The sequence below is a fragment of the Burkholderia sp. AU45251 genome (genome assembly GCF_030482905.1).
In the GTDB taxonomy this organism is placed as follows: Bacteria; Pseudomonadota; Gammaproteobacteria; order Burkholderiales; family Burkholderiaceae; genus Burkholderia; species Burkholderia aenigmatica.
The window spans coordinates 27,952-53,446 of the sequence record NZ_JAUJQH010000006.1; the positions used below are offsets into that span (position 1 = coordinate 27,952).

The 25,495-nt window shown below is 65.1% G+C and carries 18 protein-coding genes and 1 pseudogene; 16 read left to right on the forward strand and 3 right to left on the reverse strand.

Features of this window, described 5'->3' with window-relative positions:
* Positions 1 to 515: 515 nt before the first annotated feature.
* From QZM67_RS15015 to QZM67_RS15055, 9 genes and pseudogenes are all read left to right on the forward strand, one after another.
* Positions 516 to 2,438 carry a PrkA family serine protein kinase gene (locus QZM67_RS15015; protein WP_043182748.1) on the forward strand — a complete coding sequence of 641 codons (1,923 nt, stop codon included), beginning with the start codon at positions 516 to 518 and terminating at the stop codon, positions 2,436 to 2,438.
* Positions 2,439 to 2,563: 125 nt separating this feature from the next.
* The gene (locus QZM67_RS15020; protein ID WP_011351906.1) at positions 2,564 to 3,832 is read left to right on the forward strand and encodes a YeaH/YhbH family protein; all 1,269 of its coding nucleotides are present in this window, start codon (positions 2,564 to 2,566) and stop codon (positions 3,830 to 3,832) included.
* Positions 3,829 to 5,508 (forward strand): SpoVR family protein, encoded by a 1,680-nt coding sequence (locus tag QZM67_RS15025; protein WP_205823902.1) that lies wholly within the window; start codon positions 3,829 to 3,831, stop codon positions 5,506 to 5,508. The genes QZM67_RS15020 and QZM67_RS15025 overlap by 4 nt, the downstream gene beginning before the upstream one ends.
* 233 nt (positions 5,509 to 5,741) lie before the next feature.
* Positions 5,742 to 7,046 (forward strand): MFS family transporter, encoded by a 1,305-nt coding sequence (locus tag QZM67_RS15030; RefSeq protein ID WP_301804321.1) that lies wholly within the window; start codon positions 5,742 to 5,744, stop codon positions 7,044 to 7,046.
* 272 nt (positions 7,047 to 7,318) lie between these two features.
* Positions 7,319 to 7,556: pseudogene (locus tag QZM67_RS15035) on the forward strand (agmatine deiminase family protein).
* 277 nt (positions 7,557 to 7,833) lie between these two features.
* Positions 7,834 to 8,526, forward strand: a complete 693-nt coding sequence (locus tag QZM67_RS15040) for an alpha/beta hydrolase (protein WP_301804323.1) — start codon at positions 7,834 to 7,836, stop codon at positions 8,524 to 8,526.
* Positions 8,527 to 8,751: 225 nt separating this feature from the next.
* The gene (locus QZM67_RS15045; RefSeq protein ID WP_085038977.1) at positions 8,752 to 9,567 is read left to right on the forward strand and encodes an ABC transporter substrate-binding protein; all 816 of its coding nucleotides are present in this window, start codon (positions 8,752 to 8,754) and stop codon (positions 9,565 to 9,567) included.
* A gap of 97 nt (positions 9,568 to 9,664) precedes the next feature.
* A complete protein-coding gene (locus tag QZM67_RS15050; protein WP_301804327.1) occupies positions 9,665 to 10,387 on the forward strand; it encodes an amino acid ABC transporter permease in 723 nt (240 codons plus the stop codon).
* Positions 10,388 to 10,389: 2 nt separating this feature from the next.
* Positions 10,390 to 11,115, forward strand: coding sequence for an amino acid ABC transporter permease (locus tag QZM67_RS15055; RefSeq protein ID WP_301804328.1), 726 nt, complete (start codon positions 10,390 to 10,392; stop codon positions 11,113 to 11,115).
* Positions 11,116 to 11,260: 145 nt separating this feature from the next.
* Here the strand turns inward: QZM67_RS15055 and QZM67_RS15060 are convergent, their stop codons facing one another.
* Both QZM67_RS15060 and QZM67_RS15065 read right to left on the reverse strand, forming a co-directional pair.
* Positions 11,261 to 12,523, reverse strand: a complete 1,263-nt coding sequence (locus QZM67_RS15060; protein ID WP_301804331.1) for a M23 family metallopeptidase — start codon at positions 12,521 to 12,523, stop codon at positions 11,261 to 11,263.
* Positions 12,524 to 12,861: 338 nt separating this feature from the next.
* Positions 12,862 to 13,509 (reverse strand): TetR family transcriptional regulator, encoded by a 648-nt coding sequence (locus QZM67_RS15065; RefSeq protein WP_301804333.1) that lies wholly within the window; start codon positions 13,507 to 13,509, stop codon positions 12,862 to 12,864.
* A gap of 150 nt (positions 13,510 to 13,659) precedes the next feature.
* On the opposite strand from QZM67_RS15065, the gene QZM67_RS15070 reads away from it, so the two are divergent.
* The 7 genes from QZM67_RS15070 to QZM67_RS15100 all read left to right on the forward strand — a co-directional run bounded on the left by QZM67_RS15070 (position 13,660) and on the right by QZM67_RS15100 (position 25,203).
* A complete protein-coding gene (locus QZM67_RS15070) occupies positions 13,660 to 14,859 on the forward strand; it encodes a MexX/AxyX family multidrug efflux RND transporter periplasmic adaptor subunit (RefSeq protein ID WP_301804335.1) in 1,200 nt (399 codons plus the stop codon).
* Between the two features lie 20 nt (positions 14,860 to 14,879).
* Positions 14,880 to 18,017 carry a multidrug efflux RND transporter permease subunit gene (locus QZM67_RS15075; protein ID WP_301804338.1) on the forward strand — a complete coding sequence of 1,046 codons (3,138 nt, stop codon included), beginning with the start codon at positions 14,880 to 14,882 and terminating at the stop codon, positions 18,015 to 18,017.
* Positions 18,017 to 19,477: an efflux transporter outer membrane subunit gene (locus tag QZM67_RS15080; protein ID WP_301804825.1), complete on the forward strand. Its 1,461-nt coding sequence runs from the start codon at positions 18,017 to 18,019 to the stop codon at positions 19,475 to 19,477. The genes QZM67_RS15075 and QZM67_RS15080 overlap by 1 nt, the downstream gene beginning before the upstream one ends.
* A gap of 849 nt (positions 19,478 to 20,326) precedes the next feature.
* Entirely contained in the window at positions 20,327 to 20,839 is a 513-nt protein-coding gene (locus QZM67_RS15085; RefSeq protein WP_175022542.1) for a fimbrial protein, read from the forward strand.
* 122 nt (positions 20,840 to 20,961) lie between these two features.
* Positions 20,962 to 23,415: a fimbria/pilus outer membrane usher protein gene (locus tag QZM67_RS15090; protein WP_301804342.1), complete on the forward strand. Its 2,454-nt coding sequence runs from the start codon at positions 20,962 to 20,964 to the stop codon at positions 23,413 to 23,415.
* A 16-nt stretch (positions 23,416 to 23,431) separates the two neighbouring features.
* Positions 23,432 to 24,178 carry a molecular chaperone gene (locus QZM67_RS15095; protein WP_301804344.1) on the forward strand — a complete coding sequence of 249 codons (747 nt, stop codon included), beginning with the start codon at positions 23,432 to 23,434 and terminating at the stop codon, positions 24,176 to 24,178.
* Between the two features lie 32 nt (positions 24,179 to 24,210).
* Positions 24,211 to 25,203: a fimbrial protein gene (locus QZM67_RS15100; protein WP_301804346.1), complete on the forward strand. Its 993-nt coding sequence runs from the start codon at positions 24,211 to 24,213 to the stop codon at positions 25,201 to 25,203.
* Positions 25,204 to 25,320: 117 nt separating this feature from the next.
* Here the strand turns inward: QZM67_RS15100 and QZM67_RS15105 are convergent, their stop codons facing one another.
* Positions 25,321 to 25,458 (reverse strand): HHHH-motif protein, encoded by a 138-nt coding sequence (locus QZM67_RS15105; RefSeq protein ID WP_011351930.1) that lies wholly within the window; start codon positions 25,456 to 25,458, stop codon positions 25,321 to 25,323.
* Positions 25,459 to 25,495 lie beyond the last annotated feature (37 nt).

Sequence of the window (25,495 nt, forward strand, 5' to 3'; positions counted from 1 at the left end):
GAACGACGCCCGCGATATGCGGGCGTCGTCGCTTCTGCGGCGGAGAAATGTGACAGGCGATGTGCATGAATGACGATCGTGCATCGTCGCGTGCATCGCGTGACCTGCATCGCCGGACGCGTGCACAGCTGCATGTGACGTTCCCGCATCCGTCGTACGGGTATCTCCGTAAGGGCGCTGCGAAAAAAATTTGTAACGGCGCGCGCAACGTGTCGTCGCAAACGGCTGCTCGAACGTATAGGGATGAAGGGGGGAGGTGACGACGTCGGATGTGTCCAACGCACAAGACGTTCCGTCGTTCGACGAGACGTGACGGATGCAGTTTCTGCGGCTCGGGAGATCGATTGTAAAACGATGAAATGTGTTGTCCAAGCGGTGTTGTCGAGAATGACGAACTTCATACGAAGAGTTCGTGAAAAAAAATAAGAAAGGGTTTAGGATGAATTCGAACGCGCTTGCTTCTGCGCAGTCGTACGAAGGCAGGCACGTCTTCAGACTCAGGCGAGGGAGGTAGCATGGATATTTACAGCAGCTTCGCGAACCGCTTCGAAAAAACGCGAGAGGAAGAGCTCTCGCTGGAGGAGTATCTCGCGCTCTGCAAGAACGATCCATCCGCGTACGCGACGGCTGGTGAACGCATGCTGGCAGCAATCGGGGAACCTGAACACATCGATACCCGCAACGAGCCGCGCCTGTCGCGGATCTTTGCGAACAAGGTCATCAAGGTCTATCCGGCATTCCGTGAGTTCTACGGAATGGAGGAAGTGATCGAGCAAGTGGTCGCGTATTTCCGTCACGCTGCGCAAGGGCTCGAAGAGAAGAAGCAGATCCTCTATCTGCTGGGTCCGGTGGGCGGCGGCAAGTCGTCGATCGCCGAGCGTCTGAAGCAACTGATGGAGCGCGTGCCGTTCTATTCGCTGAAGGGTTCGCCCGTCAACGAATCGCCGCTCGGGCTGTTCGACTACGACGAAGACGGCCCGATCCTCGAGGAACAGTACGGCATTCCGCGCCGCTACCTGAAAAACATCCTGAGTCCGTGGGCCGTCAAGCGGCTGCACGAATACAACGGCGACATCCGCCAGTTCCGCGTGGTGCGCCGCTATCCGTCGATCCTGCGGCAGGTCGGCATCGCGAAGACGGAGCCGGGCGACGAGAACAACCAGGACATCTCGTCGCTGGTCGGCAAGGTCGATATCCGCAAGCTCGAACAGTACGCGCAGGACGACGCCGACGCATACAGCTACTCGGGTGGCCTGTGCCTGGCGAACCAGGGCCTGCTCGAGTTCGTCGAAATGTTCAAGGCGCCGATCAAGGTGCTGCACCCGCTGCTCACTGCGACGCAGGAAGGCAATTTCAAGGGCACCGAGGGCTTCGGCGCGATTCCGTTCGACGGGATCATCCTCGCGCACTCGAACGAGTCGGAGTGGAAGGCGTTCCGCAACAACCGCAACAACGAGGCACTGCTCGACCGGATCTTCGTCGTGAAGGTGCCGTACTGCCTGCGCGTATCGGAAGAGACCAAGATCTACGAGAAGCTGATCCGCAACTCGTCGCTGGCCGAGGCCGTGTGCGCGCCGGGCACGCTGAAGATGATGTCGCAGTTCTCGGTGCTGTCGCGCCTGCACGAGCCGGAGAATTCGAGCCTGTTCTCGAAGATGCAGGTGTATGACGGTGAAAACCTCAAGGACACCGATCCGAAGGCGAAGTCGTACCAGGAATACCGCGACTACGCGGGCGTGGACGAAGGGATGACGGGCGTGTCGACACGCTTCGCGTTCAAGATCCTGTCGCGCGTGTTCAACTTCGATTCGAGCGAGGTCGCGGCCAACCCCGTGCACCTGATGTACGTGCTCGAACAGCAGATCGAACGCGAGCAGTTCCCGCCGGAAACCGAGCAGAAGTACCTGTCCTTCGTGAAGGACGTGCTCGCATCGCGCTATGCGGAATTCATCGGCAAGGAGATCCAGACGGCCTACCTCGAGTCGTATTCGGAGTACGGCCAGAACATCTTCGACCGCTACGTCACGTATGCGGACTTCTGGATCCAGGACCAGGAATTCCGCGATCACGACACGGGCGAGAGCTTCGACCGCGCCGCGCTGAACGCGGAGCTGGAGAAGATCGAGAAGCCGGCCGGCATCAGTAATCCGAAGGATTACCGCAACGAGATCGTGAACTTCGTGTTGCGTGCGCGGGCGGCGAATGCCGGCAAGAACCCCGTGTGGACGAGCTACGAGAAGTTGCGCGTCGTGATCGAGAAGAAGATGTTCTCGAACACCGAGGAACTGTTGCCGGTGATTTCGTTCAACGCAAAGGGTTCGGCGGAGGAACAGCGCAAGCATGAGGACTTTGTGAACCGGATGGTCGCGAAGGGCTATACGCCGAAGCAGGTGAGGCTGCTTTGCGACTGGTACCTGCGCGTGCGCAAGTCGTCATGACGCGCGCGGTACCGCGCCCGTACGGCGTCGCCGTACGGGTGTTTTCAGAGACGCCGCCCGCATGACGGGAGACGGCATGTGCGGCGAGCGTCCCGGCATATCGACTTTCGAGCGGGAGACCGGGAGTGCTTCATCAAATCATCGACCGCAGGCTGGCCGGCAAGAACAAGAGTATCGCCAACCGCGAACGCTTTCTGCGTCGCGTCAAGAACTACATTCGTCGTGCCGTGTCCGACGCGGTGCGCGACCGTAGCATCAAGGATATCCAGAGCACGCAGAGCATCACGATCCCGCGCAAGGACATCGCGGAGCCGAATTTTCGGCACGGCCCTGGCGGACGTCGTGAATACGTGCACCCCGGCAACGAGGACTACGTGCGCGGCGACAAGATCCCGCGTCCGCAGGGCGGCTCGGGCGGGGGAGGCAGTCAGGCGAGCAACGAGGGCGAAGGGCAGGACGACTTCGTGTTCGAGTTGTCGCGCGACGAGTTCATGCAGTACTTCTTCGACGATCTCGAACTGCCGCGCCTCGTGAAGACGCACCTGCTGACGGTGCCGAGCTGGAAGAACGTGCGCGCGGGCTGGTCGGCGGAAGGCACGCCGAACAACATCGACGTCGTGCGTTCGCTGCGCAGCGCGCTCGGGCGTCGCATCGCGCTCGGCTCGCCGCTCGTCAACGAGCTGCGCGAACTCGAGGCCCAGCTCGAGGCGATGAAGAGCGATCCGGAAGACCGGCGCGCGGAGATCGCGGTGCTCGAGGCCGAGATCCATCACCTGAAGGGGCGCATCTGGCGGATTCCGTTCATCGATCCGTTCGACCTGCGCTACATCAACCGCGTGAAGCAGCCGCAACCGTCGAGCCAGGCCGTGATGTTCTGCCTGATGGACGTGTCGGGTTCGATGGACGAGCAGCGCAAGGATCTGTCGAAGCGCTTCTTCATCCTGCTCTACCTGTTCCTCAAACGGAACTACGAGCGCATCGAGGTCGTGTTCATCCGTCACCACACGCGCGCCGAGGAAGTCGACGAAGATACCTTCTTCCATTCGACCGAGAGCGGCGGCACGGTGGTGTCGAGCGCGCTCGAGCTGATGCGCAAGGTGATGAACGAGCGCTACTCGCCGACCGAGTGGAACATCTACGGCGCGCAGGCGTCCGACGGCGACAACTGGACGGACGATTCGCCCAAGTGTCGCAAAATCCTGGAAGAGGATATCCTCACGAAGACGCGTTACTTCGCGTATATCCAGGTCGCGCCGGAAGAGCAGAACCTGTGGCTGGAATACGCGCAACTGGCCCTGTCACAGCCGCATCTCGCGATGAAAAAAGTGGAATCGGCTGCCGACATTTACCCGGTGTTTCGCGAATTGTTCGAAAAGCAGGTGGAAATGTCATGACGACCCGCCATCTGCACAACGAGTCGCGCGGCTATGCGCCGCGCCCTTCCGGCGACGACACGGCCGGTCCTGCCGCATCGCAGCAACGCGGGCAGGCCGAACCGTCGCCGCCGGCCGCCGACTTGCCCGGCCCAGGGCAAAAGGAAGCGCGTATGAACGTTGCCGAACGCAAGCCGCTGCCGTGCCCGTCCGACTGGACGTTCGAACTGCTCGAGGAATACGACACGCACATCTCGCAGGTCGCGGAACAATACGAGCTCGACATCTATCCGATCCAGCTCGAACTGATCAGCGCCGAACAGATGATGGACGCGTATGCGTCGGTCGGGATGCCCGTCAACTACCGTCACTGGTCGTTCGGCAAGCACTTCCTGTCGACGGAGAAGAGCTACCGTCGCGGCCAGATGGGGCTCGCATACGAAATCGTCATCAACTCGAACCCGTGCATCGCGTATCTGATGGAAGAGAACACGATGACGATGCAGGCGCTCGTCATCGCGCACGCGGCGTACGGGCACAACTCGTTCTTCAAGGGCAACTACCTGTTCCGGCTGTGGACCGACGCGCACGCGATCATCGACTATCTCGTGTATGCGAAGAACTACGTCGCGGAATGTGAAGAGCGCTACGGGCTCGACCGCGTCGAGGAACTGCTCGATTCGTGCCATGCGCTGATGAACTACGGCGTCGACCGCTACAAGCGGCCGCAGAAGCCTTCGCTGTCGAAGGAGGCGGCGCTGCGGCGCGAGCGCGAGGCGTACCTGCAGTCGCAGGTGAACGAACTGTGGCGCACGCTGCCGGGCAAGAAGCCCGAGCTGATGGAAGAGCAGGAAGACCGCTATCCACCGGAGCCGCAGGAGAACCTGCTGTATTTCGCGGAGAAGAATGCACCGCTGCTCGAACCGTGGGAGCGGGAAGTGATCCGCATCGTGCGCAAGATCGGCCAGTATTTCTACCCGCAGCGGCAGACGCAGGTGATGAACGAAGGCTGGGCGACGTTCTGGCACTACACGCTGCTGAACACGCTGTACAACCAGGGGAAGCTGGAAGACGGCTTCATGATGGAGTTCCTGCATTCGCACAGCAACGTGGTCTACCAGCCGCCCGTTACGAAGCCGTACTACAGCGGGATCAACCCGTACGCGCTCGGTTTCTCGATGATGAGCGACATCCGGCGGATCTGCGAAGCGCCGACGGAAGAAGACTACAAGTGGTTTCCGGAGATCGCGGGCACCCCGTGGCTGCCGGCGATGCACTACGCGATGCGCAACTTCAAGGACGAGAGCTTCATCGCACAGTACCTGTCGCCGAGCCTGATCCGCGACATGCGGCTGTTCTCGGTGCTCGACGACGACATGCGCGATTCGCTCGAGGTGTCGGCGATCCACGACGATTCGGGCTACCAGTACGTACGGCAGGCGCTGTCGAGGCAGTACGACATCCATCACCGCGAGCCCAACATCCAGGTGTGGGCGGTGAACACGCGCGGCGACCGCAGCCTCACGCTGCGCCACTTCATGACCGACAACCGCCACCTGTCGAACGACAGCGACGAGGTGCTCAAGCATATGGCGCGGCTCTGGCAGTTCGACGTGTTCCTGGAAAGCGTCGACGAGGCCGGTACCGTGCGCAAGCGCTACGAGTGCCGCTACGTGCCGCCGGAGGTCCGGATCTGAACCGCGCCGGCAGAAAGTTTGCATCGGACGCCAGCCTTGCGGCTGGCGTTTTCATATGACGAACGCGTGGCAGGAGAAAAATTTTCTACATCCGGACGAACCCGGAGAGCCTGTTACTTTACATTTCGCTAAAATCCTGTAGCGCCGTGCGCCGGAACCGGTGCCACGTGCGATCGCACGCGGCGGCCCCCAGCCGTCTCACCCAGAAAGCACTAAAAGGAACTGACCAATCCATGGACGTCCAGACCGACCAAGCTGCGCTGTCCGCGCATGACACCCGGCGACGCGTGTTCGCCATCGTCGGCGCCTCGTCGGGCAACCTCGTCGAGTGGTTCGACTTCTACATCTATTCGTTCTGTGCGCTGTACTTCGCGCCGGCGTTCTTCCCGAGCGGCAACACGACGACGCAGCTGCTGAACACGGCCGGCGTGTTCGCGGCCGGCTTCCTGATGCGTCCGATCGGTGGCTGGCTGTTCGGCCGCATCGCCGACCGCCACGGCCGCCGCAACGCGATGATGATCTCGGTGCTGATGATGTGCGGCGGCTCGCTCGTGATCGCGGTGTTGCCGACCTATGCGCAGATCGGCGCGCTCGCGCCCGCGCTGCTGCTGGTCGCGCGGCTGTTCCAGGGGCTGTCGGTGGGCGGCGAATACGGCACGAGCGCGACCTACATGAGCGAGGTGGCACTGAAGGGCCGCCGCGGCTTCTTCGCGTCGTTCCAGTACGTGACGCTGATCGGCGGCCAGCTGTGCGCGCTGCTCGTGCTCGTGATCCTGCAGCAGACGCTGTCGGCCGGCGAACTGAAGGCGTGGGGCTGGCGCGTTCCGTTCGTGGTTGGCGCGGCGGCCGCGCTGATCTCGCTGTATCTGCGCAAGTCGCTCGACGAAACGTCGACGACCGCATCGCGCGACAAGAAAGACGCGGGCACGATCCGCGGCGTGTGGCAGCACAAGGGCGCGTTCTTTACGGTGGTCGGCTTCACGGCCGGCGGCTCGCTGATCTTCTACACGTTCACGACGTATATGCAGAAGTACCTCGTGAACACGGCCGGCATGCATGCGAAGACGGCCAGCAACGTGATGACTGTCGCGCTGCTCGTCTACATGCTGATGCAGCCGGTGTTCGGCGCGCTGTCCGACAAGATCGGCCGCCGCACGTCGATGATCCTGTTCGGTACGTTCTCGGTGATCGGCACGGTGCCGCTGATGCATGCGTTGAAGGACGTGACGAGCCCGGTGACTGCGTTCGTGCTGATTACGATCGCGCTCGCGATCGTCAGCTTTTACACGTCGATCAGCGGGCTGATCAAGGCCGAGATGTTCCCGCCGGAAGTGCGCGCGATGGGTGTCGGCCTGTCGTACGCGGTCGCGAACGCGATCTTCGGCGGCTCGGCCGAGTACGTCGCGCTGTGGTTCAAGTCGATCGGCAGCGAGGAAACCTTCTACTGGTACGTGACCGTGCTGTGCGCGATCTCGCTGCTCGTGTCGTGGCTGATGCGCGACCCGAGCAAGGAAGGGTATCTGCGTCACGAGCCGTGATCGGCCGCGCATCGCGCGCATTCGCATCATGACGAACGTCCCGCCAACCAGCGGGACGTTTTTTTTGCGGCGTGCGATTACGCGGGCGGAGGCGGCGCGTGGTCGGGCGCCGGATCGGCTGCGCTCGACAGGCGGCCTTGCTCGACCAGCCATTCGAACATCCGCTCGACGCTCGGCGAGCGCGACGGGCTTTCCATGCGCGACAGCCACCACGTGGTGCCGGGCAGGCGCGGACATCCAGCGATGCGCAGGGGCGCTCGTTGAAGGTCGTCGTGCTGCCGGGGCCGAAGACCGTTCGGCACCAGTACGAGAACGCGGAATTCGCGGCCGGCTATATCAACTTCTACGTGTGCAATCGCGCCGGTGTTCGGCGACAGCCGCGCCGACCGGAATACGCGCGACACGCTCGTCGACCTGTTTCCGGGGCGCGAGGTCACCCAGCTGAACATCGACGGCATCGCGTCGGGCGGTGGCGGCATCCACTGCTCGACCCGCGAAGTGCCCGCGTGAGCGTGTCCCGTCATATCGATATTGAAATCGATTCGTTGTCCATGACGGGCGAATTCCTTAATCTGGGCCCGTAGTTCGTGTGACACCTCCTTGACTGGGATTCGCGCCCGCTGCTTGCAGCGGGCGTCTTTTTTTGTGCGCTGTATCTCACGCCGGCCCCGGCGGAGTTGGTCGCGTGCGGCCGCTCGCCTATGCTGGTTGCTGCATGTCCGCGCGACGGTCCGGATCGGCCGGGCCGGTGACGGTTCGATGACATGCCACGTCAAGGAGAAACACGATGAGCAAACCCGCGATCGTGCTCGTGCACGGCTTCTGGGGCGGCGCCGCGCACTGGGCGAAAGTGATCGTCGAACTCGCGCGCAAGGGCCATACATCGCTGCATGCGGTCGAGGTGCCGCTGACGTCGCTCGCCGACGACGCCGAACGCACGCGCAAGATGGTCGCGCAACAGGCCGGCCCCGTGCTGCTGGTCGGCCATTCGTACGGCGGCGCGGTGATCAGCGAGGCCGGCAACCTGCCGAACGTCGCGGGCCTTGTGTTCATCGCCGCGTTCGCGCCGGACGCCGGTGAAAGCCCCGGCGGGATCACGCAGGAACACCTGCCGGCGGCCGCGCCGAACCTCGCCCCCGACAGCGACGGCTATCTGTGGATCAAGCCCGACAAATTCCACGAGAGCTTCTGTCAGGATCTTTCGTCAGACGAAGCGCTCGTGATGGCCGTCACGCAGAAGGCGCCGGTGGCGAGCACGTTCGCGGACACCGTTCAGGCGCCCGCGTGGCGCGTGAAGCCGTCGTGGTACCAGATCTCGAGCGAAGACCGGATGATCGCGCCGGAAAACCAGCACCGGATGTCGGCACGGATGGACGCGCGCAAGATCATCACGCTCGATGCGAGCCATGCGTCGCTCGCGTCGAAACCGGTGGCGGTTGCCGCGCTGATCGACGAGGCGGCGACGGCGCTCGCCGGGTGATGCGCGGCAAGCGGGAAGGGGCGCGTGGCGGGCAGTGCCATGCCACACCCGCGGCCCGCGTGGCTCATCACGAAACTCGCTGAGCAAAGCACCATTTGTTGGTTCGGAATTACCGCACGCGCTGATACGTTAGCGGCTTCGCGACGACACACTCCATCGCGATGTTCTTCGAACCGGGCCGCCGCGCGATCCGCGGCGGCCTTCATAACAAAACAGGTCATGCTCATGAAATTCCACACGCTCGCTACGTGGCTCGTCGGGGCTGCGCTCATTACCGCAGGCACTGTCGCGCATGCGGACCGTCTCGACGACATCAAGAAAGCCGGCGTGCTGCGCGTCGCGACGTTCGACAGCAACCCGCCGTTCGGCTATGTCGACGGCAAGAGCAATCACATCGTCGGCCTCGACGTCGACTATGCGAAGGCACTCGCCGACAAGCTCGGCGTGAAGCTGCAACTCCAGCCGACCAACCCCGCGAACCGCATTCCGTTCCTGACGTCCGGCAAGGTCGATCTCGTGCTCGCGAACTTCACGATCACCGACGAGCGCGCGAAGCAGGTCGACTTCAGCATTCCGTATTTCTCGTCGGGCCAGCAGTTTCTCGCGAAGAAGGGCGTGCTGAAATCGGCCGACCAGTTGAACGCGCTGCGCGTCGGTGCCGACAAGGGGACGACCAACGAGATCACGCTGCGCGAGAAATTCCCGAAGGCGACGATCGTCGCGTATGACGACACGCCGTTCGCGTTCGCCGCGCTGCGCGCCGGCAACGTGCAGGCGATCACGCAGGACGGCCCGAAGCTGATCGGCTTGCTCGCGAACGTGCCCGACAAGCAGAACTACGAGATCCCGGCGTTCACGATCTCCAACGACTACATGGGTGTCGGCGTGCCGAAGGGCGAGACGCGCCTGCTCGGCTTCGTCAACGACACGCTGAAGGGACTCGAGGCGAACGGCCGTGCCGTGCAGATCTACGACGCATGGTTCGGGCCGACGACGAAGACGCCGCTCACGCGCATCTTCCGGATCGGCGACAAGACCTGATCCGCTTCCTCGCACGCGCGCCGCGCTCGGCTGGACCCTCGGCCTCGCGGCGCTGTCCGTTTTCTTCCGATCGCGCGCTTCGCGCCCGCAACACAGCATGCTCGGGTTGGCTCCCAAATATCTGTCCTGGCTTTGGCAGGGCTTCCTGCTGACGCTTGGCCTCGCGGCCGCGTCGGCCGTCGCCGCGACCGCCGGCGGGCTGCTGCTGGCGGTGATGCGGCATGCGCGCGGCACGGCGCCGCGCACGGTCGCGGCCGCGTACGTCGTCACGTTCCGCAACACACCGCTGCTCGTGCAGTTGCTGTTCTGGTATTTCGGTGTCGCGTCGCTGCTGCCCGACACGTGGATCGCGTGGCTGAACGCGCGCCATGCGCTGAGCATCGGCCCGTTCACGCTCGCATGGCCGTCGTTCGAATTCGTCGCGGGCTGGGTCGGGTTGAGCACGTATACGGCCGCGTTCGTCGCCGAGGAATGCGAAGCGGGCCTGCGCGGCGTGCGGCGCGCGCAGCACGATGCGGCGGCCGCGCTCGGCCTCACGCCGATGCAGTCGCTGCGCTACGTGGTGCTGCCGCAGGCCGTGCGCATCGCGTTACCGCCGCTGTTCGGCCAATACATGAATCTCGTGAAGAACTCGTCGCTCGCGATGGCGATCGGCGTGGCCGAGCTGTCGTATGCATCGCGGCAGGTCGAGACCGAGACGTTCAAGACGTTCGCCGCATTCGGCGTCGCGACCGTGCTGTACGTCGCGGCGGTGGCCGCGATCGAGGCGGGCGCGTATGCGGCGACGCAATGGCGCGACCGGCTGGGAGCGGGGCGCTGACGATGGATTTTTCGCTGCTGCTCGCCAATCTGCCGTACCTGCTCGTCGGCGCATTTCCGGAAGGGCCGCTCGGCGGGGCCGCGCTGTCGCTGCTGCTCGCGATCGCGTCGGCCGTCGCATCGGCCGTGCTCGGCATCGCGCTCGGCGTTGCGATGGCGCTCGCGCGCGGCCCGGCGCGCGTGCTGTTACTCGCGTTCATCGGCTTCTTCCGCGCGATTCCGGTGCTGATGCTGATTTTCTGGACCTACTTCCTGATGCCGGTGCTGCTGCACATGGACGTGCCTGGGCTCGCGACGGTCGTGTGCGCGCTCGCGCTGATCGGCGGCGCGTATCTCGCGCACGCGGTGCATGCGGGCATCGTCGCGGCGGGCGACGGGCAATGGCAGGCCGGGCTGTCGCTCGGGCTCACGCGCTGGCAGACGGTGCGCTTCGTGCTGCTGCCGCAGGCGATCCGGATCATGACGCCGTCGTTCGTCAACCAGTGGGTCGCGCTCGTGAAGGACACGTCGCTTGCCTATATCGTCGGCGTGCCGGAGCTGTCGTTCGTCGCGACGCAGGTGAACAACCGGCTGATGGTGTATCCGGCGCCGATCTTTCTGTTCGTTGCGCTGATCTATCTGGTGCTGTGCACGTCGCTCGACGGCGCGGCACGCTGGCTGCTGTCGCGGCGCCCGCGCGCGGAACGCGCTGCGCAGGTGGCGGGCGAGTGTACGGAACCCGCACGATAAAGGCAGTTTGCGGCTGTCTCGCGATGCCGGTGAGGATGTGTCGGCGAACCTGCGTAGCCGACAGCCCGCCGGGCAGGGCGGACAAGAGCGGTAGAGGGCCGGCCGCGCGCCGCTGCTCGTCGAGCGACGGCGCGTGGCAGGTGCATCACGACGCGGAGTAACGCGTATTGAAGACCGCGCGCAGCGTCGAGGAGTCGGTCGCGAAATCGCCCCACAGCGGCCCGTCGTTCTGCGCGAACGCGAACGGCGCCGTATTGATCGACGCGAGGCGGAAGCGCCATTGCGCCGCTTCCTGGCGAAAGGCGGTGAGCTGCATGTCGGACAGCGCCGTCTGCGCGCTCGCGAGCGTGACGAGCGGATCGACCGGATTGTTCGCGACGCGCACCTCGAAGTGCAGGTGCGGGCCCGTCGCGGCGCCGGTCATCCCGACCGAGCCGATGCGCTGGCCCTGCTTCACGGTCTCGCCCGTCTTGAGGTCGTGCGCGAACGCGGACAGGTGCGCGTAGTAGGTCGAGTAACCATCGGCGTGATCGACGATCACGTAGCGGCCGTAGCCACCCGGATCGGTGCCGACGAACGACACGACGCCGTCGGCTGCCGCGTCGACGGGCGTGCCGGTCGGCGCGGCGAGATCGACGCCCGTGTGGAACGCCATCGCCTGCGACAGCGGATGGATGCGCTCGCCGAAGAACGAGCTGATGCGCGTCCACTTGACCGGCATCGTGAAGGCGGCGGCTTCGAGCGGCGAGCCGTCGAGCGCGTAGTACGCGCCGTGCTCGGCGCCCGGTGCGCGGAACCAGATCGCGCCGAACGTGCGGCCGGCGACGCGCAGTTCGAGCGCGGTGAGGCGCGGTGTGCCGTCGTTCGTATCGAACGCGACGCGGTAATAGTCGCCGCGCTGCGCGCTCGCCCGCATCGCGACCTTGCCGCTGACGAGATCGCCGAGCTGGATGCGCACCTCGGGCGGCACGTCGAGACGGTTCAGCGTATCGGACAGCGTGAGCTCGATATCGCCCGCGCGCATGCCGTGCTGGTTTGCAGGGGCCGCGAACTGGAACAGGCTCGCATAGCCGAGCATGTCGTTGCGGTGTGCGCTGAGCGGTGCGAACAGACCCGGCTGCTGACTGCGGTCGTGGCGTTCGCCAGCATCGTTGCGCTCGTCGAGCGTGCGGGCGAGCTCGCTCGTCACGAAATGCTGCGCGGTGGGAAACGGCGTGTCGGACAGCACGCGCTGCGGCAGCGCGGCCGTGCCCGAGTCGACGGCGCCCGGCAATTGCGACACGGCCGGCAGTGCGGCGAGGCCGAGGGCGGCGAGGGCGCCGAGCACAGCGGCCGGCACGAGCGCGCGCGCAATGCGCTGCGCGCGGCCGGGCGCGAAAGCATCAGGGGTAGCGGCAGACTTGACCAAGGTGTCCACATCCAGGAAAGCGGTTCAAAGGGGTGTGGGCAGGGGCCACCGGCGGCACAGCCGTCGGGCAGCGACGGGGCGGGCGGCGGGCGTGCAACAAAACAGGCCCCGCCAGGGGCCTGTGTCGTTTCCGTTCGACCCAACGCGCGGGGCGGGCCCGCTTCGAACGGCGGCGTGCATACCGGGTCGTACCCGGTTATCACGAAGACGCTAAAGAAAGATGACAGCGTCAGTCTACCGATGTTCCGCAAAACGTTAAAAATTTTAAAGGGGGTCAGCTCATTCGTTTCGCAGTGCGGTAAATCGGGTTAAATCAGCATTTATTACGACAATTTCAATCAGCCCGGCAATTTGTGCGCGCGGCTGCGCAACGCGGCGGACGTGCGCACGGTGTCGAAGCCGGCGTCGAGCATGGCCTCGGCGTCGTTCCACAGGTTGCCGCGCAGCCGGTTGGTCCAGATCATCGACGCGAACACGCCTTCGAGCAGCGACACGAGATAGACGGCGGCCAGATGCACGTCGAGATCGGCGGCGATTTCGCCGGCCGCGATCGCGCGGCGCAGCAGTGCCTTCGTGATCCGCAGCATCTGCAATTCGAGCAGCATGCGGCGCCGCTGCAGCGCGCCGTTCTCTTCGCTCTGCTCGCACTTCGTATAGAGGATCACGAGCACGCGCTGCATCGGGCCCGGCTCGCCGCATTCCTGCAGATAGTGCGATGCGGCGTGCCGCAGCGTGGCGAGCGGCGGCAGCCCGTCGCCCGCGTCGAAGCCTTCCGACGTGCGCGCGAACGCGCGGTCGCACATCGCGAGACACACTTCCATCTTGTTGCGGTAGTGGCCGTAGACGGCGCCGCGCGACATCCCGGCGGCCTCGGCGAGATCCGCCATCGCGGTTTGCGCCACGCCTTTCTCGAGCAGCACGAGCTCGGCGGCGTCGAGGATCCGGTGCTTGATGGCGAGCGATTCTTCGCGGGTCTTGCGGGCCATGTCCTGAGATTCCTTACAGTTCGCTGTCGTTTTATTGAGACAGTGTGACGGTCAGATTGAAGTGGTGTGTATTTAATCAGTCGTGACTGATTATAATCGGCCACCCTGAGCTGCCGCATTTTATCGGCGGCGATCGATCCGAGGTCACACATGAATAACAATCGCTCCCTGTTGCGCCACCGGCTGGCGCCGTTCGCGCTGGCGGCCGTGCTGGCCCTGGCCGGATGTGGAAAGGGCGACAAGGACACCGCGCCGGAGACCGCGAAACAGGCCACGGTCGTGACGGTGCATCCGACGGCCGTGCCGATGACCGTCGAATTGCCGGGCCGGCTCGACGCATACCGGCAAGCGGAAGTACGCGCACGGGTCGCGGGCATCGTGACCGCACGCACCTATGAGGAAGGCCAGGAAGTGAAGCAGGGCGCGGTGCTGTTCCGCATCGATCCCGCGCCGCTGAAGGCCGCGCGCGATGCCGCACAGGGTGCGCTCGCGAAGGCGCAGGCCGCCGCGCTCGCGGCGAGCGACAAGCGCCGCCGTTACGACGATCTCGTGCGCGACCGCGCAGTGAGCGAGCGCGACCACACCGAGGCCGTTGCCGACGACACGCAGGCGAAGGCCGACGTCGCGTCCGCGAAGGCGGAGCTCGCACGGGCGCAGTTGCAGCTCGACTATGCGACCGTCACCGCGCCGATCGCGGGCCGCGCACGGCGCGCGCTCGTGACCGAAGGCGCGCTCGTCGGCCAGGACCAGGCGACGCCGCTCACGACCGTCGAGCAGCTCGATCCGATCTACGTGAACTTCTCGCAGCCGGCCGCCGACGTCGACGCGCTGCGCCGCGCGGTGAAGAGCGGACGCGCGACGGGCATCGCGCAGCACGACATCGCGGTGACGCTGCTGCGCGCCGACGGCACCGCGTATCCGCTGAAGGGCAAGCTGCTGTTCAGCGATCTCGCGGTCGATCCGACCACCGACACCGTCGCGATGCGCGCGCTGTTCCCGAATCCGGAGCGCGAGTTGCTGCCGGGCGCGTATGTGCGGATCGCGCTCGACACGGCCGTCGACCAGCGGGCGATCCTCGTGCCGCGCGATGCGCTGCTGCGCACGACCGACCGCACGTCGGTGCGGGTCGTCGGTACGAACGGCAAGGTCAAGGACGTCGAAGTCGTGGCCGACCAGATGACCGGCCATGACTGGCGTATCACGCGCGGCCTCGCGGGCGGCGAGCGCGTGATCGTCGACAACGCCGCGCAGTTCGCGCCCGAGACGGCCGTCAAGCCCGTCGAGCAGGCGCCGCCGTCGAAGGCGGCGCCGGCAGCAGCCGCTTCGCAGGCGGCCGCCCGTCAAACCTGACTGGTTAACACCACACCACCATGGCACGTTTCTTCATCGATCGCCCCGTCTTCGCGTGGGTGATCGCAATCTTCATCATGCTGGGCGGCGCATTCGCGATTCGCGCGCTGCCCGTGGCGCAGTACCCGGACATCGCACCGCCCGTCGTCAGCATCTATGCGACGTACCCGGGCGCGTCCGCGCAGGTCGTCGAGGAATCGGTGACCGCGCTGATCGAGCGCGAGATGAACGGCGCACCGGGGCTGATGTACACGTCGGCCACCAGCAGCGCCGGGATGGCGTCGCTGTACCTGACGTTCAAGCAGGGCGTGAATGCCGATCTCGCGGCGGTCGAAGTGCAGAACCGGCTGAAGACGGTCGAGGCGCGGCTGCCCGAACCGGTGCGGCGTGACGGCATCCAGGTCGAGAAGGCCGCCGACAACATCCAGTTCGTGGTGTCGCTGACGTCCGACGACGGCCGGATGACCGGCGTGCAGCTCGGCGAATATGCGTCGGCGAACGTCGTGCAGGCACTGCGTCGTGTCGAGGGCGTCGGCAAGGTGCAGTTCTGGGGCGCCGAGTACGCGATGCGGATCTGGCCTGACCCGGTGAAGATGGCCGGGCACGGCCTCACCGCGTCCGATATCGCGTCGGCGGTGCGCGCACACAACGCGCGTGTGACGATCGGCGACATCGGCCGCACCGCAGTGCCGGCCAGCGCGCCGATCGCGGCGACCGTGTTCGCCGATGCGCCGCTCAAGACGCCCGCCGATTTCGGCGCGATCGCGCTGCGCACGCAGGCCGACGGCTCCGCGCTGTACCTGCGCGACGTCGCACGCATCGAGTTCGGCGGCAACGACTACAACTACCCGTCGTACGTGAACGGCAAGGTCGCGACCGGGATGGGCATCAAGCTCGCGCCGGGCTCGAACGCGGTCTCCACCGAGAAGCGCGTGCGCGCGACGATGGACGAGCTGTCCGCGTATTTCCCGCCGGGCGTGAAGTACCAGATCCCGTACGAGACGTCGTCGTTCGTGCGCGTGTCGATGAACAAGGTCGTCACGACGCTGATCGAGGCCGGCGTGCTCGTGTTCCTCGTGATGTTCCTGTTCATGCAGAACCTGCGGGCGACGCTGATCCCGACGCTCGTCGTGCCGGTCGCGCTCGCGGGCACGTTCGGCGTGATGTATGCGGCGGGCTTCTCGATCAACGTGCTGACGATGTTCGGGATGGTGCTCGCGATCGGCATCCTCGTCGACGACGCGATCGTCGTGGTCGAGAACGTCGAGCGGCTGATGGTCGAGGAGGGGCTCGGGCCCTACGATGCGACCGTCAAGGCGATGAAGCAGATCAGCGGCGCGATCATCGGGATCACCGTGGTGCTGACGTCGGTGTTCTTGCCGATGGCGTTCTTCGGTGGCGCGGTGGGCAACATCTACCGGCAGTTCGCGCTGTCGCTCGCGGTGTCGATCGGCTTCTCGGCCTTCCTCGCACTGTCGCTGACGCCCGCGCTGTGTGCGACGCTGCTCAAGCCGGTGTCCGGCGACCATCACGAGAAGCGCGGCTTCTTCGGCTGGTTCAACCGCTTCGTCGCGAGTTCGACGCAGCGCTACGCAACGCGCGTCGGCAAGATGCTGAAGAAGCCGGTGCGCTGGCTCGTCGTGTACGGCGCGCTGACCGGTGCCGCGGCGCTGATGCTCACGCAGCTGCCGACCGCGTTCCTGCCGGACGAGGACCAGGGCAACTTCATGGTGATGGTGATCCGCCCGCAAGGCACGCCGCTCGCGGAAACGATGCAGAGCGTGCGGGAAGTCGAGTCTTACATCCGCAATGACGAGCCGGCCGCGTATACGTTCGCGCTCGGCGGTTTCAACCTGTACGGCGAAGGGCCGAACGGCGGGATGATCTTCGTTACGCTGAAGAACTGGAAGGAGCGCAAGTCCGAAGACGCGCACGTGCAGGCGATCGTCGCGCGCATCAACGAGCGCTTCGCGGGCACGCCGAACACGACGGTGTTTGCGATGAACTCGCCGGCGCTGCCCGATCTCGGTTCGACGAGCGGCTTCGACTTCCGGCTGCAGAACCGCGGCGGGCTCGACTACGCGACGTTCAGCGCCGCGCGCGAGCAACTGCTCGCGACGGGCCGCGAGGATCCGGCGTTGACCGACCTGATGTTCGCCGGCACGCAGGACGCGCCGCAACTGAAGCTCGACATCGATCGCGCGAAGGCGTCCGCGCTCGGCGTGTCGATGGACGAGATCAACACGACGCTCGCGGTGATGTTCGGCTCCGACTATATCGGCGACTTCATGCACGGCACGCAGGTGCGGCGCGTGATCGTGCAGGCCGACGGGCTGCACCGGCTCGATCCGGACGACGTGAAGAAGCTGCGCGTGCGCAACTCGCATGGCGAGATGGTGCCGCTCGCGGCGTTCACGACGTTGCACTGGACGCTCGGGCCGCCGCAGCTCACGCGCTACAACGGCTTTCCGTCGTTCACGATCAACGGCTCGGCCGCGGAAGGCCACAGCAGCGGCGAGGCGATGGCCGCGATCGAGCGGCTCGCCGGGAAGCTGCCGGCCGGCACCGGCTACTCGTGGTCGGGGCAGTCGTTCGAGGAGCGGCTGTCGGGCGCGCAGGCGCCGATGCTGTTCGCGCTGTCGGTGCTCGTCGTGTTCCTCGCGCTCGCGGCGCTTTACGAGAGCTGGTCGATCCCGTTCGCGGTGATGCTGGTCGTGCCGCTCGGCGTGATCGGCGCGGTGCTCGGCGTCACGCTGCGGATGATGCCGAACGACATCTACTTCAAGGTGGGGCTGATCGCGACGATCGGGCTGTCCGCGAAGAACGCGATCCTGATCGTCGAAGTCGCGAAGGACCTGGTCGCGCAGCGCATGTCGCTCGTCGACGCGGCGCTCGAGGCCGCGCGTCTGCGGCTGCGGCCGATCGTGATGACGTCGCTCGCGTTCGGCGTCGGCGTGCTGCCGCTCGCGTTCGCGTCGGGCGCCGCGTCCGGCGCGCAGATGGCGATCGGCACCGGCGTGCTGGGCGGCGTGATCACGGCGACCGTGCTCGCGGTGTTTCTCGTCCCGCTGTTTTTCGTGATCGTCGGCCGCCTGTTCGGCGTCGGCCCGCGCCGGCGCGGCGGGGTGCAGCCGGCGACGATGGAGGGTTCCCAATGATGTTTGCGCTCAATGCACGCGCCGCGCTGCGGGTTCAGGTAGCGCTGGCCGCCGCGCTCGCGCTGGCCGGCTGCACGCTTGCGCCGCGTTACGAGCGGCCGGCGGCGCCAGTGCCGGCTACCTATGCGCCGGCCGACGGCGGTGCCGCACCCGCGGCGGCCGCAACGTCGCCCGCCGACGCCGCGCTGCTCGACGACTGGCGCACGTACTTTACCGATGCCGCGCTGCAGGCATGGATCGATGCGGCGCTCGCGAACAACCGCGACCTGCGGGTCGCGGCCGGCCGGCTCGAGGAAGCGCGTGCGCTGTACGGTGTGCAGCGCGCGGACCGGATGCCGTCGGTCGATGCGAATCTGGGCTATGACCGTGCGCGTCAGTACGATCCGGTCGTGCGCGAAAGCGCGATCAGCGGGCTGTATCGCGCGGGCGTCGGCATCAGCGCGTACGAGCTCGACCTGTTCGGCCGCGTGCGCAGTCTGTCCGACGCGGCGCTCGCCGAGTATTTCGCGACGGCCAACGCACAGCGCACGGTGCGTATCGGCGTGATTGCCGATGTGGCGGGCGCGTACGTCTCGGAGCGCGCGTTGCATGAACAGCTCGCGTTGGCGCAGCGTACGCTGGACGCACGCGAACGCATGGCCGCGCTCACGCAGCGCCGTTATGCAGCCGGCACGAGCGACGCGATCGAACTGCGCTCGGCCGAGATGCTGGTGGCCTCCGCGCGCGCGTCGCAGGCCGCACTGGAGCGCGAGCATGCGCAGTCCGTGCGGGCGCTGCAGTTGCTCGCGGGCGATTTCGCGCGCAACGCGCCCGGCGACACGACCGCGCTCGACACGCTGTCGATCGCGCCCGTGGCGCCCGGCGCACCGAGTGCGCTGCTCGAGCGGCGGCCGGACATCCGGCAGGCGGAGTCGCGGCTCAAGGCCGCCAACGCGCAGATCGGCGCCGCGCGCGCGGCGTTCTTCCCGCGCATCACGCTGACGACCGATTACGGCTCGGTCAGCGACGCATTCTCGAGCCTGTTTACCGGCGGCACGGGCGTGTGGACGTTCGCGCCGCGCATCACGCTGCCGATCTTCGCGGGCGGACGCAATCGCGCGAACCTCGACGTCGCGAACGCGCGCAAGCACATCGCGGTGGCCGAATACGAGAAGACGGTGCAGACCGCGTTCCGCGAAGTGGCCGACGCATTCGCCGCGCGCGACTGGATCGATCGCCAGCTTGCCGCGCAGCAGGACGTGTATGCGGCCGACGGCGCGCGGCTGAAGCTCGCGGAGCGCCGCTACGCGGGGGGTGTGGCGACGTATCTCGAACTGCTCGACGCGCAGCGCAGTACCTACGAGTCGGGGCAGGAGCTGATCCGGCTCAAGCAGCTCAGGCTCGCGAATGCGATCACGCTGTACCGCGCGCTCGGCGGCGGCTGGTCGCCGGTGTCGGCGGAGGCCGAGGCGTCCGCGTAATACCCGTCGCCTGACGCGGCAGCGCGCCAGGCGGCACAACGGCGGCGGTACGATGCGACGTGCCGCCGCCGCTTGCTTCGACCGATATCGCTGTTCTCGCGCTATCTTTCTCCACCGAATTTCCCCACCGACAGGCCGGCCAGGACGTTTTTCATCCTGCGGCAGCGCGCACATGTGCGTTCCGGAACGACCCGCGTCCGGCGACCGTTCGTGTCGCCGGACGCGCAAACGTGTGCGGTTCATTTTTCCTTTCTTCGCACCTGCGATGCGGCCCGAATGTCGGGTTCCGGCGGCCACGCAGGCACGCGCTTTCCGTTCCGGAATTGACGCCCGGATTAATCCATGTATTGGAAATAATGAGGGCGGCAAAGTGTCGCGGTAAAACGTTTGTATTTATATCGCAATCGTTTGCGCGAAAAAATTGGCTTGATTAAATCGCCGGTTAATTTCCTGTTTGTTGAAAATGATTTGATATTGGCGTTGTCGTATGACAACGATGGCGGAGCCGGACAATGTTTTGTCTTTTTCCGGAGGGATCTTGCGGGAGTCAATGCCAGCAAGGATGAGCGGGGTGGCGTCGGTTGTCGTTCGGAAATTTCTTTAATCTTCAATTGCTTCCGAAAAATAAAGAAGGACTGCGGATAAAAATAAATGGATTGAAAATTGATGGGAAAGAGTATGAATTTAGAGGGATGAATCGGACATTGTCAGAGAGATTTGACAATGATTTACAGAAAACTTTCATGTTTATCTCGATAATGCCGCCTCGTGACGGACGGGAGCCACCACACGCTGCCGTTTGTGTCCGCCACGTCATCTACTCCATTTGCACTCCTTACGGGTAACGTCATGAAAAAATCCCTCCTGACCGCTGTCGCACTCGCGGCCCTGTCGACCTCGGCTTTCGCAGCGGGCACCGGCACGATCAACTTCAAGGGCGAGATCGTCGCGGGCGCATGCGGCATCGATTCGGGTTCGGTCAACCAGACCGTGCAGCTCGGCAAGGTGCCGACTAACGCGTTCACGAAGGCTGGCGACAAGTCCCAGCCGGTCACGTTCCAGATCACGCTGACGGATTGCGACACCAGCGTGTCGAAGCAGGCGAAGTTCACGTTCACGGGCACGTCGAACGCAACGCAGCCGAAGCTGCTCGCAACGATCGGTTCCGCAACCAACGTCGGCATCCGTCTGCAGAGCGCGTCGGGTGAAGACCTCGACAACGGCGTCGAGCAAGCTGCGCCGACGCTGCTGTCGAAGGGCAACAACACCGTGACGTTCGGGGCGCGCTACGAAGCGACGGCTGCCGGCGTGACGCCGGGTACGGCCGACAGCGTCGCGAACTTCACGGTTCGCTACGAGTAAGCGCCTGTATCGGAGGAGGGGTGCGTGCATCCCTTCCTCCCTCTTCTTTCCTTCCTGTTTTCTTCTCCTCGGACTTCCGGTAGCGCCGCGTGCGAATCAGACATTCCTTCCTTTGCGTCTCCGTGCTGGTTGTCGGCAGCCAGAGCCATGCGACGGAATTCAATTCGTCGTTCCTCGACATCGGCGGAACGAGCAACGTCGACCTGTCGCAGTTCTCGCAGCCCGACTTCACGCTGCCGGGCGAGTACATGCTCGACGTGCAGGTCAACGACCTGTTCCTCGGGCTGCAGGCGATCGAGTTCGTGGCCGTCGACGCGTCCGGCGCGGGCAAGCCGTGCCTGCGACCGGAACTCGTCGCGCGGTTCGGCCTGAAGCCGTCGCTTGCGAAGGACCTGCCGCGTTTCCAGGGCGGAAGCTGCGTCGACCTGACGGCGATCGAAGGGGCGACCGTGCGTTACCTGAAAAGCGACGGGCGGCTCAAGATCACGATTCCGCAGGCCGCGCTCGAGTTCACCGATTCGACCTACCTGCCGCCGGAGAACTGGTCCGAAGGGATTCCCGGCGCGATGCTCGACTATCGCGTGATCGCGAACACCAACCGCAGCTTCGGCGCGGCAGGCCGACAGACGAATTCGATCCAGGCCTACGGGACGATCGGCGCGAACTGGGACGCATGGCGCTTTCGTGGCGACTACCAGGCGCAGTCGAACGTCGGCAACACAGCGTACGCGGACCGAACGTTCCGCTTCAGCCGGCTTTACGCATTTCGCGCGCTGCCGTCGATCCAGTCGACCGCGACGTTCGGCGACGACTACCTGAGCTCCGACATTTTCGACACGTTCGCGCTGACGGGCGCGTCGATCCGCAGCGACGACCGCATGCTGCCGCCGTCGTTGCGCGGCTATGCGCCGCTGATCTCGGGCGTCGCGCGCACCAACGCGACCGTGACCGTGTCGCAGGCAGGCCGCGTGCTGTACGTGACGCGCGTGTCGCCGGGCGCCTTTGCGCTGCAGAACATCAACACGAGCGTGCAGGGCACGCTCGACGTCGCGGTCGAGGAAGAGGACGGCAGCGTGCAGCGCTTCCAGGTGACGACGGCAGCCGTGCCGTTCCTCGCGCGTACCGGGCAATTGCGCTACAAGATGGCGCTCGGCAAGCCGCGCCAGTTCGGCGGCGCCGGCATTACGCCATTCTTCGGTTTCGGCGAAGTGGCATACGGCCTGCCGCTGGACTTCACCGTGTACGGCGGTTTCATCGCCGCGTCGGGCTATACGTCGATCGCGCTGGGCCTCGGTCGCGATTTCGGATCGTTCGGCGCGCTGTCGGCCGACGTCACGCATGCACGGGCGCGCCTGTGGTGGAACGGCGCGACACGCAACGGCAACTCGTACCGCGTCAACTATTCGAAGCACTTCGACACGCTCGATGCCGACGTGCGCTTCTTCGGCTACCGTTTTTCTGAGCGCGAGTACACAAACTTCGCACAGTTCACGGGCGATCCGACTTCATACGGCCTTGCCAACAGCAAGCAGCGCTATTCGGCGTCGATGTCTAAGCGCTTCGGCGACACGTCGACCTATTTCTCGTACGACCAGACGACCTACTGGGCGCGCGCGTCCGAGCAGCGCGTCGGCATCACGTTGACGCGCGCGTTCTCGATCGGCGCGCTGCGCAACGTGAGCGTGAACGTGTCGGCATTTCGCACGCAGAGCGCGGGCGCGAACGGCAACCAGTTTTCCGTCACCGCGACGCTGCCGATCGGCGCCAAACACACCGTCACGTCGAACGTGACGACGGGCAGCGGCAGTACGAGCGTGAACGCCGGCTACATCTACGACGATGCGGACGGCCGTACCTACCAGATCAACACGGGCGCGACCGACGGTCGTGCATCGGCGAACGCGAGCTTCCGGCAGCGCTCGTCGACGTACCAGCTCACCGCGCAGGCGTCGACGCTTGCCAATTCGTATGCGGCCGCGTCGCTCGAGGTCGACGGCTCGTTCGTCGCGACGCAGTACGGCATCTCCGCGCACGCGAACGGCAACGCGGGCGATACGCGCTTGCTGGTGTCCACCGACGGCGTGCCCGACGTACCGCTGTCCGGCTCGCTCACGCATACCGATTCGCGCGGCTATGGGGTGCTCGACGGCATCTCGCCGTACAACGTATACGACGCGACCGTCAACGTCGAGAAGCTGCCGCTCGAAGTGCAGGTGACGAACCCGATCCAGCGCATGGTGCTGACCGACGGCGCGATCGGCTTCGTGAAGTTCACTGCCGCGCGCGGTAGCAACCTGTACCTGACGCTGACCGATGCGGCCGGCAAGCCGTTGCCGTTCGGCGCGTCCGTGCAGGACGCGGTGAACGGCAAGGAACTCGGCATCGTCGGCGAGGGCGGTGCAGCGTTCCTGACCCAGGTTCAGCCGAAATCCACGCTCGCGGTGCGGGCGGGCGAACGCACGCTTTGCACGGTCGACGCACTGCCGAACCAGCTTCAACTCGAAGGCACGCCGATTCCGGTGACGTGCCAGACACCCGGCGAGTCGCATGCAGCGGCTGCGCGGGTCGAACGATGATTTCACGGATCCAGCGATGAACCATTCCCTCTCCTTTTCCTTTCCGCGGCGCGCATGGTGCGTGCTCGCCACCGCCGGCGCGCTGCTCGCGGGTGCCGCGCAGGCGGCGATCGTGCCGGACCGCACACGCGTGATCTTCAACGAAGGCGAACAGGCTGCGATCGTCACGATCACCAACAAGAGCACGACCTATCCGTATCTCGTGCAGTCTTGGCTCGAGGACGAGAAACACAACAAGATCACGTCGCCGCTGATGGTCGTGCCCCCGCTGCAACGCGTCGAAGCGAACGAGCGCAACGTGCTGCGGATCGCAAAGCTGCCGGGTGCCGAGCTGCCGGCCGATCGCGAAACGGTGTTCTACCTGAACATTCGCGAAGTACCGCCGAAGAGCGATGTGCCGAACTCGCTGCAGATCGCGCTGCATACGCAGATGAAGCTGTTCTACCGGCCGAAGGCCGTGCAGCCGGTGCGCGACGAGGACTGGACGCTGCCGATGACGCTGCGTGTGGACGCGGCCGCGCACAAGCTGGTGTTCGACAACCCGACGCCCTATCACATCACGATCGTCGACGTGGCGTCGGGCGCACAGAAGACGCCCGTGCCGCTGGACCCGGTGATGATCAGCCCGATGAGCACGGCCGACGTGCCGTTCAAGGCCGCGACGCCGTCGACGCTGTTCGTCACGCATGTGGACGACTACGGCGGCCAGGTGGCGGTGGAGTATGCGTGTGAGGCCGGTGCTTGCAAGAGCGTGAAGAAATGAGCTGGGGCACGCGAAGCGGGGTGACGACGCGGATGCCCAAGTGGCTCCGGTGGTGTGTGCTCGCGCTATTCGTCGCGCTTGCGCAGCCGGCATGGGCGTTGAAATGTGTCGCGAACGGCAGCGGCATGTCGCTGACCGAATCGATCGGCAATGTCGCGTCGTATCCGACCGACGCGCCGGACGGCTACGTGATCTGGGTCTCGCCACCGCGCACGACGACCGGCTATTGCTACAAGGATATCCCCAGGCTGCAGAACTTTCCCGAGCCGGTTTACTTCTACGCGAATCCGGCGACGCAGAATCCGGCTGCATGGGGGCTCGAAGTCGGCATTCGCTACGGTGGCGAAGACCATTACGGGCACGGCAGCTTGCTGGGTGATCGCATCGAAACGGGCAGTTCCGTGGGCGTGTGCCGTTTGAGTGATTGGGAGGTCGGGCAAGGGTGGTGCCCCAAGGTGCCGATCAGCATCACGTATCAGATTGTCGTGCGCAAGCGCGGAACGTGGGTGACGCCGCCGTCAGACACCTATGCGGTGTTCCAGTTCGACGGCGAGCGCGGGCTGAACAGCAATGGAAGTTTCCGCTACTACCTGAGCGGGCTGCAAAAACTCAAGCCGACGCCATGCACCGTCGACGTGCTGGTGACGCCCGAGCCCGGCATCGTCAATTTCCGCCAGGTGCAGGCGTCCGGCAATGGCTTCCTGCCGGCCGTGCCGCGCGAGCGGTTTTCGCTGTCGCTGACGAAGAAATGCAGCATCCCGGTGCGCGTCGACGGTTACTTTGAAGCGACGAAGGGCGACGTGCAGAACGGCTTGCTGGTGCCTGACAGCAAGAGCAACTTCGGCATTGGCCTGGAAGACAGCCAGGGCAAGGCGATCGAATTCAACAAGCAATTTACGCTCGCGCAGTTTGCGGCCAACGTCGCCAATCAGAGCGTGATGCTCGACGCGGTGCTCAAGTCGTTCGGACCGCCGAAGATCGGGCCGTTCGACGCGTCGGCGACGATCCGGATTTTTCTGTACTGAGCGCTGTGCGGCGTGAGCGGCGTGCGTTGCATCGTGCGACGCAGGTGGTTGCCGCAGAGTCGGTAAAACGAAAAAAACGCCGGCTTGCCGGCGTTTTTCACATCTGCTGCGCGAGGCTCAGCGCACCCAGCGGCACATCTTGTGATGGTGATGATCGAAGTGACACACCCGGTGCGGATGCGCTTCGGCGATGGCCGGTACGAGTACGGCGGCGGCGAGCGCCGCGACGGTCAGGGTTTTCAGTAGCGTCTTCATGTTGAGGTGCGGTCGTTGAATAGCGGGTCACGGGAGC

What these genes read in the sequence shown, in the direction of transcription:
- QZM67_RS15015 (WP_043182748.1), top strand. Translation starts at nt 516, where the DNA reads ATGGATATTTACAGCAGCTTCGCGAACCGCTTCGAAAAAACGCGAGAG.
- QZM67_RS15025 (WP_205823902.1), top strand. Translation starts at nt 3,829, where the DNA reads ATGACGACCCGCCATCTGCACAACGAGTCGCGCGGCTATGCGCCGCGC.
- QZM67_RS15030 (WP_301804321.1), top strand. Translation starts at nt 5,742, where the DNA reads ATGGACGTCCAGACCGACCAAGCTGCGCTGTCCGCGCATGACACCCGG.
- QZM67_RS15040 (WP_301804323.1), top strand. Translation starts at nt 7,834, where the DNA reads ATGAGCAAACCCGCGATCGTGCTCGTGCACGGCTTCTGGGGCGGCGCC.
- QZM67_RS15045 (WP_085038977.1), top strand. Translation starts at nt 8,752, where the DNA reads ATGAAATTCCACACGCTCGCTACGTGGCTCGTCGGGGCTGCGCTCATT.
- QZM67_RS15050 (WP_301804327.1), top strand. Translation starts at nt 9,665, where the DNA reads ATGCTCGGGTTGGCTCCCAAATATCTGTCCTGGCTTTGGCAGGGCTTC.
- QZM67_RS15055 (WP_301804328.1), top strand. Translation starts at nt 10,390, where the DNA reads ATGGATTTTTCGCTGCTGCTCGCCAATCTGCCGTACCTGCTCGTCGGC.
- QZM67_RS15065 (WP_301804333.1), bottom strand. Translation starts at nt 13,509, where the DNA reads ATGGCCCGCAAGACCCGCGAAGAATCGCTCGCCATCAAGCACCGGATC.
- QZM67_RS15070 (WP_301804335.1), top strand. Translation starts at nt 13,660, where the DNA reads ATGAATAACAATCGCTCCCTGTTGCGCCACCGGCTGGCGCCGTTCGCG.
- QZM67_RS15075 (WP_301804338.1), top strand. Translation starts at nt 14,880, where the DNA reads ATGGCACGTTTCTTCATCGATCGCCCCGTCTTCGCGTGGGTGATCGCA.
- QZM67_RS15080 (WP_301804825.1), top strand. Translation starts at nt 18,017, where the DNA reads ATGTTTGCGCTCAATGCACGCGCCGCGCTGCGGGTTCAGGTAGCGCTG.
- QZM67_RS15085 (WP_175022542.1), top strand. Translation starts at nt 20,327, where the DNA reads ATGAAAAAATCCCTCCTGACCGCTGTCGCACTCGCGGCCCTGTCGACC.
- QZM67_RS15095 (WP_301804344.1), top strand. Translation starts at nt 23,432, where the DNA reads ATGAACCATTCCCTCTCCTTTTCCTTTCCGCGGCGCGCATGGTGCGTG.
- QZM67_RS15100 (WP_301804346.1), top strand. Translation starts at nt 24,211, where the DNA reads ATGCCCAAGTGGCTCCGGTGGTGTGTGCTCGCGCTATTCGTCGCGCTT.
- QZM67_RS15105 (WP_011351930.1), bottom strand. Translation starts at nt 25,458, where the DNA reads ATGAAGACGCTACTGAAAACCCTGACCGTCGCGGCGCTCGCCGCCGCC.